4 protein-coding genes are annotated in these 9,674 nt (G+C 34.1%); 1 reads left to right on the top strand and 3 read right to left on the bottom strand.

The genetic code is table 11. The features are described from left to right. Positions 1 to 1,003 precede the first annotated feature (1,003 nt). The 3 genes from B3I31_RS01940 to B3I31_RS14585 form a co-directional block, all read right to left on the bottom strand. On the bottom strand, positions 1,004 to 2,248 hold the full coding sequence (locus B3I31_RS01940; protein ID WP_291052294.1) for an efflux RND transporter periplasmic adaptor subunit: 1,245 nt from the start codon (positions 2,246 to 2,248) through the stop codon (positions 1,004 to 1,006). 1 nt (position 2,249) lies between these two features. Continuing rightward, complete coding sequence (locus tag B3I31_RS01935) at positions 2,250 to 6,611, bottom strand: CusA/CzcA family heavy metal efflux RND transporter (protein WP_291087434.1); 4,362 nt, start codon at positions 6,609 to 6,611, stop codon at positions 2,250 to 2,252. Positions 6,612 to 6,736: 125 nt separating this feature from the next. Continuing rightward, positions 6,737 to 7,057 (bottom strand): DUF6660 family protein, encoded by a 321-nt coding sequence (locus B3I31_RS14585; RefSeq protein ID WP_409410643.1) that lies wholly within the window; start codon positions 7,055 to 7,057, stop codon positions 6,737 to 6,739. A 340-nt stretch (positions 7,058 to 7,397) separates the two neighbouring features. On the opposite strand from B3I31_RS14585, the gene katG reads away from it, so the two are divergent. Beyond that, the gene (gene katG, locus B3I31_RS01930) at positions 7,398 to 9,617 is read left to right on the top strand and encodes a catalase/peroxidase HPI (RefSeq protein ID WP_286474491.1); all 2,220 of its coding nucleotides are present in this window, start codon (positions 7,398 to 7,400) and stop codon (positions 9,615 to 9,617) included. Positions 9,618 to 9,674: the final 57 nt, after the last annotated feature.

The raw sequence follows: 9,674 nt of genomic DNA, 5'->3' as shown, positions 1-9,674 counted from the left end.
ACGACGCTCTTCCGATCTAGCCATACCATGGCTCCTCCTCTTAATCTCAAAATTTTTAATTTCAAATGTTTTTTGGATGAGCTTCCCCGAAGGGCATATGAATTCAATATTCATAAAATAAAAAAGACCATGAATAAAAAATGAAAGTAATAGATTTCTCGATACTTCAAAATAACAACGAGTTGAGGTTCTGAACATAATTACGTGAATAAGAGAATAATTAGTAGTTCTTTATTTATTACTTTTTATTCATGGGTTATTATTGTTTTCAAATGAATTCATATACCCTTTGGGGAAGTCTTGATCAAAAAGTAATCAAAAAATCAAGTCCGTGCTTACAAGTCGGTCAATAATGGCTATTCGCTAAATGCTTTAAATCATTCACATAAAAATGTGAACAGTAAATCATTTTTAACGCTCTTTACGCCGAATTGACACTCGACTTTTCAGCAATAACAGTTTATAAATTCTTTGTTGAAAGTGGATTTGAATATTGAAAAAGGATGAAAACCCGGCATTAAAACTCACACGTTAAGAAAATGGTTGAATAAAACGTAAAAAAGGTTTTAGCCCGTAGGGTTTTTAAAATCTTTAGTGAAATGAGAACATTTTTAGTAGAGAGGTTTACGGCCAAGTCTTTTTTCGTTAGTTTTTTTGACGAAAAAAAGTGACATAAAAGAAAAGGAATACCTGAGCCATACCATGGCTCCTCCTCTTAATCTCAAATTCTTTATTTCAAATATTTTTTTAAATGACAACGATTCGTCAAGTTGAATTTATTTCAGCTTCTCAGTATCGCGTCAGTCTGAGTGACGTTTGTAAAACGTTGTATCGAAGAATTAGACGATGATAACGAATTATTAAAAAGTATTTGAGATTTTTGAATTACGAATTAAATAGTTACTTATTTATTACAACTATAAAAAGTCCAATAAACATATTGTTTATCGGACTTTTTATTGGAAGTTAGTTAGGGGAACAACTCAATTTATTTGAATTGTTTTTAATGTCCGTGATCGCCAGAATTACTTAATTTAGCATTAACGAAAAAGGCTCCTTTTACAACAATCTGTGTAGTTGGATCAATTTCATTTACGGTTGTAATAGCTGTGTAACCCATATCTGAAGAACCTTTTACAACTTCGATTTTTTCAAAGTTTATCGATTTTTCATTTTTATGTTCTTTGTTCTTTTCGTTCGGATCTTTACTTTCTTCGTCTGTATGCTCTTCTACTTTTTTGTTTGTTTTGACAAAGATGTAAAATTTACCATCCGCTTCTACAATTGCTTCATTGGGAACAGCAGGTGTAGAGGAATTACTTAAGCTTACGGCTCCTGTAATATTCATTCCATTTATCAATCCAGATTTATTTCCTCGTACTTTGCTATGTACTGCAATGGTTTTACTTTCATTTTCGAAAGAAGAACCAATACTGTACACGACTGCTTCGTAACTGTTTCCTGGATTGTTTGTTAATTCAAATTGAATGACTTGACCAACTTTCATTTTAGGTAAATCTTTCTCGAAAACTTGCAAATCTAAGTGAATAGAACTATTATCAATGATTTCAGCGACGGGAGATGAGACATCTACATAACTTCCTATTTGCGCAATAATTTTACTTACTGTTCCACTAATTGGTGCTGTAATTACCATTCCATTTCTCAAATTTGCATTGGTTACTTTAGAAGGATTAATTCCCATCATTTGAAGTTGACGAGATAAAGATGCTTTTTGAGAACGTAATGTTTTCAATTCGGCAGAAGAGTTCTGAAGATTCTTTTTTGCACCAGCATCGTTATCAAACAATTCTTTTTGTCGTCTAAATTCTTGCTCTGCATAGGTAATTCGACTCAAAACAGTTAAGTATTGCTCTTGTGTAATAATAAATTCTGGGTTTGAAATTGTCGCAATTACTTGTCCTTTTTTGACATACGAACCTTCCTGAATTGGCAATGTTTGTATTACTCCACCAAACATAGATGCAACACTTGCCATATTGCTATTCGGAACATTCAAAAGTCCATTTGCTTTAATCATAGCCGTTAGCTCCTTTACTTCAATAGTTCCCAGTTTTACACCAACAGCCTTCATTTGTTCTTCTGTTAGCGTAGCAACTGTTTGTGGCGCTTCTTCGTGCTCAGCTTTTTTTTCCTCGATTGGTTGTTCCGTTTTTGTTTCTTTGGTACAACTACTTAGAAATAATATGGCTAACACGCTATAGATAATAATCTTTATTTTTTTCATTTTATTGATTGATGATAGAATTAATATTGACAACAGTTTGATTGACTTGTTGTATCGATTCAAGATATTTTAATTGAATATCCGTTGCGGTTTGTAAGGCAAAAAGATATTCGACATACGAAATTTCACCAGTTTTATAACCCAATTGAGCTGCTTTTACAATTTTTTCTGCATTTGGAATGGCTTGGTTTACATAATACTCATATTGTTCCCAATCTTGTTGATATTGATTAATTGAATTATCAAGTTGAATCGTTAACTGTTGTTTTTGAAAATTGGCTGTTTCTTGAATGGCTTGTTTATCATATTCCAAAGCTTTGATTTTTGCCTTTGTAGCACCAAACGTTAATGGAATTGCAACACCAAGGTTTACAGAAGTAAAACGATCAAGGCCATTGTAATACCTTTGTACTCCATTTTTTTCGTGCATTCCAATCATCGATAAACTGTTTACACCAAGTGAAAATTCTGGTAAACCTTCGGCTTTTACGACTTCTTTGTTTCGTTCTGTAATTTCCATCTGTTGGTAAAAAGCTTTGAGAGTAGGATTATTATCAATTGTAGAACCGTCTAAAATTCCACTCAATTTTAATGGAATATAATTTGTCTCTTTGGTAATTGTAAAATTCTCTTCGGTATTCAATAATACGTTTAGATTTTTGTACGCATTTGCTAAATACACTTTGTTTTGTTTCAGCAACAAATTGATTTCTCCTTGTTGTGTTTCTGCTGTATTAATTTCGATTTTCTTAATATCACCTGCATTAAATCGAACCGAAGCAATTCGAATAAATTCTAAATAAAGTTTATTTAATTGTTCGAGTTGATCATGGTTATATTCTAAATATTCGATCTGATAGAAATAGGTTCTCACTTGTTTCAACAATTCGTTTGTTGTCACTTCCTTTTGTATCTTCTTGTTATTCACTTCTGATTCTAACACTGCCTTTCGGTGTTTAAAAATCGTTGGAAATGGAATACTTTGAGAAATAGATAAACCATAATCAAATTTTGGACTCGCATATTGCCCAAGTTGTGCTTCCACATTTAATTTTGGTAATTCATTTGCGGTTCCTTTTAAAGCTTCACTTGATGAAATACTTCGTTCATTTGCTTTGATTAATGGATTATTTTCAATTGCAATTTGTTGAGCTTCTTGAATATTAATTGAAAGAGTTTGCGCTTGAATAGATTGTCCCATCAAAAACATTCCGATGACAAGGAATGGAAGTGAATTTTTTGAATTCAATTTTATTTTCGGAAGTTTTGAATTAAATATTAAATATAACATTGGTAATACAAATAAGGTTAAAAAAGTAGCTGTGATTAATCCTCCAATGACAACTGTTGCTAAAGGTTTTTGAACCTCGGCACCTGCGCCTGTGGAAATTGCCATCGGTAAAAATCCTAACGATGCAACTGTTGCTGTCATTAATACTGGTCGTAATCGGATATTGGTTCCTTCCATTATTCGTTTTAGAATATTTTTTTCTCCTTCTTTTTCTAATTGATTGAATGTTCCAATTAAAACAATCCCGTTTAAAACAGCTACTCCGAACAAAGCAATAAAACCAATTCCGGCACTAATACTAAATGGCATATCGCGAATAATTAATGCAAAAATACCTCCGATTGCACTCATTGGAATTGCTGTGAAAATTAATGCTGCTTGTTTGAATGAATGAAATGTGAAATACAATAACATAAAAATTAATAATAAGGAGATTGGTACAGCAATCATCAAACGTTGACTAGCTGCTTGCAGATTTTCGAACTGCCCTCCATAGGTGAAATAATAGCCAGAAGGTAATTTGAGTTCATTGTCTAATTTTGTCTGAATATCTTTTACAACCGATTGTACATCGCGATCTTTTACGTTGAAACCAATTACAATTCTTCGTTTTCCTTCTTCGCGACTAATTTGTGAAGCGCCTAATTTATAACTCACATTTGCCACCTGAGAGATCGGAATTTGATTACCAGAACTTGTAGGAATCATTAAATTGTTAATGTCATCAATGCTTTTTCGATGCGCACTATCCAATCGAACAACCAAATCAAAGCGTCGTTCATTCTCGAAAACTTGTCCAGCTGTTTTTCCAGCAAATGCTGTACTCAACATATCATTTACATCTTGAATGTTTAATCCATAATTTGCCATTCGGATTCGGTCATATTCAACATTAATCTGAGGCAAACCACTTACGCGTTCCACTTGTGGCGCTGTAACACCTTCAACAGATTGAATTGCTTTTGAGGTTTTATCTGCATAATAAGAGAGAGAATCTAAATTTTCGCCAAAAATTTTGACAGCTACATCTTGTCGAATTCCTGTCATCAATTCATTAAAACGCATTTGGATTGGTTGATTTTTTTCAAAGAAAACACCAGGAATAACCTCTAGTTTTTCCATCATTTCATCACCTAATTCTTCATAAGAAATGTTACGTTTCCATTCGTCCTTTGGTTTTAGAACCACAATCATATCTGTTGCTTCAGGAGGCATAGGATCTGTAGGAACCTCAGCGGAACCTGTTTTACCAACGACCATTTTTACTTCATCAAATTCTTTTAAAATTCGAGAAGCTTGCATGGATGTTTCTAAACTTTGGGTTAAGGAACTTCCTTGTGGTAAAATACAGTGAAAAGCAAAATCACCTTCTTGTAATTGTGGAATAAATTCGCCACCCATATTTCTGAATTGAATAATTGATACTGCAAAAATTGCAACAGTAATACCAACTAACCAATATTTGATTCGGATTGCTTTTTCTAATAATGGTTCATAAACTTTATGGATTTTCACCATCATTTTATCTGAAAAAGAAGCTTTGAGAGTAGGCTTTTTTGATAAAAATAAAGCACTCATCATTGGGATGTACGTTAACGAAAGAATCAATGCGCCTAGAATTGCAAAGCCAACTGTTTTAGCCATTGGTGTAAACATTTTTCCTTCTACACCAACCAAAGTAAGAATAGGAATGTAGACAATAAGTATGATGATTTCCCCGAATGCGGCTGAATTTCTAATTTTTGAAGCTGAAAGAAAAACCTCTTCATCCATTTCTTTTTGGGTTAATCGATGCGTTGATTTTCTAAGCCCTAGATGATGTAAAGTCGCTTCTACAATAATAACTGCTCCATCGACTATCAATCCAAAATCAATAGCTCCTAAACTCATTAAATTCGCACTCACACCAAAAACATTCATCATTCCTAATGCAAATAATAAGGATAGAGGAATGGCAGATGCAACGATTAAACCAGCTCTTAGATTACCAAGAAAAATAACCAATACAAAAATGACAATTAATGCACCTTCGATCAGATTTTTTTCTACTGTTTTAATTGCACGATTTACTAAATTCGTTCGATCAAGGAAAGGCTCGATGACGATATCATCTGGTAACGATTTTTGAATTGTTGGTATTTTTTCTTTAATTAGATTAACTACTTCATTAGAATTCGCACCTTTTAACATCATCACAACACCACCAACAGCATCTACTTCACCATTGTAAGTCATTGCTCCGTATCGTATGGCATGTCCTAGTCTTACATCAGCTACATCTTTTATAAAAATAGAAACAGTTCCCGTCGCATTTTTTATAGGAATTAATTTTACATCATCTAAAGAAGTTACCATTCCAATTCCTCGAATAAAGTAAGCATTTGGCTTCTTATCGATGTAAGCTCCTCCAGTATTTTGATTATTTTTTTCTAAGGCATCAAAAATATCCGATACACTAATTCCCATTGCGCGCAATCTATTCGGATCTAAAGCAACTTCGTATTCCTTCAATTCTCCACCGAAACTATTGATCTCAGCAACACCAGGCGTTCCGTTTAATTGTCTACGAACAATCCAATCTTGCATTTCGCGCAATTGTTTTGAATTGTATTTTTTCTCACTTCCCTTTTTAGGATGTAAAATATATTGATAGACTTCTCCAAGACCAGTACTCACAGGTGATAATTCGGGAATGCCAACACCTTGCGGAATGTCTTCTTGTGCTTCTTTTAATTTTTCGTTGACTAATTGACGCGCAAAATAAATATCTACATCTTCTTTAAACACTACCGTAATCACAGATAAACCAAAACGAGAAATACTTCTTGTTTCTTCGATATCAGGAATATTCGCAATACTTTGCTCAATTGGAAAAGTGACCAATTGTTCTACTTCTTGACCAGCTAGAGTAGGGCTGACCGTAATAATTTGGACTTGATTGTTGGTAATATCGGGTACCGCATCTATTGGCAATTTTGTTGCGCTCCATACGCCCCAGATAATCCACAATACAGTCATAATTCCAATAACAATTTTGTTTTGGATACTAAATTTTATGATTTTATCTAACACAGATAATTTGATTAATTGTATTAACATTACCCACTTATTATCAAAATAAATGAGCACAGAAAAGTGTTGACTTCAATTTTATATCAATTGAAATCAATGTGTAGACGAAAAAAGAAATCGTCTCGTTAAGCAATATTTATTTTAGGAGGTTGCCAGATATCGGCATACAATTGGTTTTGAATTGTATTCTTTTTGAATTGTATTTTCTTGGAAGTATTTGGTTCAAAAACTTTAGGAGTTTTTAGTAATCGTGTAAATTTCATTGATGAAATTGTAATTTGACAACAATTACAAACGCACAAAGGACTACATTGATCTTTATGATTAGGTGTTTCATTCTCACTATGTACCATAGAAGTTAGTGCTCCATTACTATTTGTATCCTGACACGGAACAAATGATAGAACATTAACATATAATGCAATTATGAGAATTATAAATTTCATTGTTACAAATGTATAAACATTTTTTTGACTATAATAATTTTACGATGTTAAGATATATTGAAGTTAAGATTGAAAATTTCTATGCATTGATATTATGTGAAATGTAGTTTTATCTTGATACAGATATAAACTTAAAAGCTAGAGGATTCTCGAAATCTCTTTACTCATTAAAAATAAACGAATCAATTTTTATAATATAATTAATAACTATTTAATTTACATTCTATATAAAATAAATTGATTGATTGATAAAACAATTTGATTTTTAATTGATAAGACAAATTACTATATTTATGATATTTACAAAACAAAAATTATTAAACATAAAAAAATAGTATTCATGGAGAATCAAGGAGGTGATATTTCAAAATGCCCTTTCCACAATGGTACAATGTCAAAACCAGTGGCAGGAGAAGGAACACAAAATCAAGATTGGTGGCCAAATCAATTAAAAGTTGATATTTTACGTCAACATTCAAACAAATCGAACCCAATGGGGGAAGATTTTAATTACGCCGAAGAATTTAAAAAATTAGATTTAGAAGCTGTTAAAGCTGATTTAAAAGCTTTGATGACTGATTCTCAAGATTGGTGGCCAGCAGATTTTGGGCATTATGGTCCATTTTTCATTCGTATGGCGTGGCATAGTGCGGGTACATACCGTGTGCAAGATGGTCGTGGTGGAGCAGGTGAAGGACAGCAACGTTTTGCGCCGCTTAACTCATGGCCAGACAACGTTTCGTTGGACAAAGCGCGTCGTTTAATTTGGCCTATCAAACAAAAATATGGTAATAAAATTTCGTGGGCAGATTTAATTATCTTAACAGGAAATGTAGCATTAGAGTCGATGGGATTCAAAACGTTAGGTTTTGCTGGTGGTCGTGCTGATGTTTGGGAACCAAATATGGATGTTTATTGGGGTTCTGAAAAAATATGGTTAGAAGAGAGTGGTGGTGCAAATAGCCGTTATTCTGGTGATCGCGATTTAGAAAATCCGTTGGCTGCGGTACAAATGGGATTAATTTACGTGAATCCAGAAGGACCAGATGGTAATCCAGACCCTTTGGCTTCTGCACGCGATATTCGTGATACGTTTGCGCGTATGGCGATGAATGATGAAGAAACATTGGCGTTGATTGCCGGTGGTCACACTTTCGGAAAAACACATGGTGCGGCTTCGGCTGATCATGTAGGACCAGACCCTGAAGCTTCTGATTTGGAAATGCAAGGTTTGGGTTGGAAAAACTCGTACGGAACAGGAAATGCAGGTGATACAATTACATCTGGTATTGAAGTAACTTGGACAAGTAAACCAACAGAATGGTCAAATTTATTTTTAAGTTATTTATTTGGTTTCGAATGGGAATTAACAAAATCTCCTGCAGGTGCTCATCAATGGGTAGCAAAAGATGTAGGCGAAATTATTCCACATGCGCATGATGCTTCAAAAAAATTAAGACCAACGATGTTGACTTCGGATATTGCGTTACGCATGGATCCAGCTTACGAAAAAATTGGACGTCGTTTCTTGGAACATCCAGAAGAATTTGAAGATGCTTTCCGTAAAGCGTGGTTCAAGTTAACGCACCGTGATATGGGACCACTTTCTCGTTATTTAGGTGCAGATGTACCGAATGAAGTATTCACTTGGCAAGATCCAATTCCAGCTGTTACGCATGAATTAATTGACGAGGCTGATATCGCTGATTTGAAAGCGAAAATTTTAGCTTCAGGATTATCTGTTTCAGAATTGGTTTCTACAGCTTGGGCTTCGGCTTCTTCTTTCCGTGGATCGGATAAACGTGGAGGAGCGAATGGTGCGCGTATTCGTTTGGAACCAATGAAAAATTGGGAAGCAAATAATCCAATTCAATTGAATAAAGTCTTAACAGCTTTAGAAAATATTCAACAAGAATTTAATTCAGCGAATTCGTCAAAACAAGTTTCGATTGCCGATTTAATTGTCTTAGGAGGAAATGCAGCGATTGAAAAAGCAGCAAAAGATGCTGGAAAAACAATTACAGTTCCGTTTGCAGCAGGTCGTGGAGATGCAACGCAAGAGGAAACAGAGGTTGAATCTGTAGCGTACTTAGAAACAATTGCAGATGGGGTTAAAAACTACCGCAAAAACACAAGAAGATCTGTTTCGACAGAAGAATTGGTGATTGATAAAGCACAATTGTTAACGTTGACTGCTCCAGAATTGACAGTTTTAGTTGGTGGAATGCGTGCGATGAATGCGAATTATGATGGTTCGAAACATGGTATTTTCACTGATCGTCCAGGTCAATTGACAAATGATTTCTTTGTGAATTTATTGGATATGGGTACTGTTTGGAAAGCGACAGATGAAACGAAAGAAATCTACATGGGATCTGATCGTAAAACTGGAGCACCAAAATGGACAGGAACTCGTGCGGATTTAGTATTCGGTTCAAATTCTGAATTACGTGCCGTAGCAGAAGTTTATGCACAAGCTGATGCGCAAGATAAATTTGTACATGATTTCGTTGCCGCTTGGAATAAAGTGATGAATGCAGATCGTTTTGATTTGAAATAAATATATGATTAAATAAAAAAAATGAGCGTCCATTGTGACGCTCATTTTTTTTATTTT

This window comes from Empedobacter sp. UBA3475 (assembly GCF_002378465.1).
In the GTDB taxonomy this organism is placed as follows: domain Bacteria; phylum Bacteroidota; class Bacteroidia; order Flavobacteriales; family Weeksellaceae; genus Empedobacter; species Empedobacter falsenii_B.
Note: the sequence above shows the minus strand (reverse complement) of the source record. Positions and strands in the feature narration are given on the sequence as shown.